General features: G+C 62.8%; 1 protein-coding gene. It reads right to left on the bottom strand.

The window, feature by feature from the left end; translation table 11 throughout:
• Positions 1–146: 146 nt before the first annotated feature.
• The coding region (locus HGP29_RS28330) for a type III PLP-dependent enzyme domain-containing protein (RefSeq protein ID WP_211093461.1) at positions 147–715 on the bottom strand (569 nt) is incomplete at its 5' end.

A 715-nucleotide genomic window follows, 5' to 3' on the forward strand; every position in this document is an offset into this window, starting at 1 on the left:
GATTTGCGCCTTGCGCCGGGGCGGGTAAGGCGCGAAGCGCCGCTACCCGATACATCCCCCGGCTCGCGCTACGCTTAGCCGGGCTACCGAACTTCGCGGGTTGTGTAGCCCGGGTAAGGCGCGAAGCGCCGCTATCCGGATGCCTGTCAAAACAGCGTGTCGAGCTCGTCCAGCACGTTGTAGTCGTCATCGACCAGCAGCAACGTCTTCCACTTATCAAAGGTCAGACACGGGTGCGAGGTACCGAACAGCAGAATATCGCCGACCTGCACATCGCTGCCCGGCGCCAGGCGCAGCATACAATGCTGATCCATGATGCCGGTGCTGACGATCGACTCCGCGCGCAGCGCTAACTCCTGGCCATTACGATAATGGGCGATCGGCTGCGGCAGCCCGGCGTCGAAAGCGCAGTCGCGCTTGCCGAAGTTTACCACCGCGCGATCCGCCTCCGGCACCGATTGCACCATCGCCATCAGCTCCAGCGCTGATGTAAGATCGCCGGCGAGATCGCAGGCAATCGGATCGCGGGCGATCAGCTCTTGTTGGGCGAGATCGTAGATCCCGCGATCGTGGGTGATATAACAGCCAGGGCGGATGACGATACGGCAGCGGCGCGGTTTTGCCGCCGCCAGCCAGATGTTGCATACCACGTCATACCAGACGGTGCCCGCGCCGGTGAGAATAAATTCGCCGTCAACCAGCGGCTCCATGCGGC

The sequence above is a fragment of the Flammeovirga agarivorans genome (assembly GCF_012641475.1).
In the GTDB taxonomy this organism is placed as follows: Bacteria; Bacteroidota; Bacteroidia; order Cytophagales; family Flammeovirgaceae; genus Flammeovirga; species Flammeovirga agarivorans.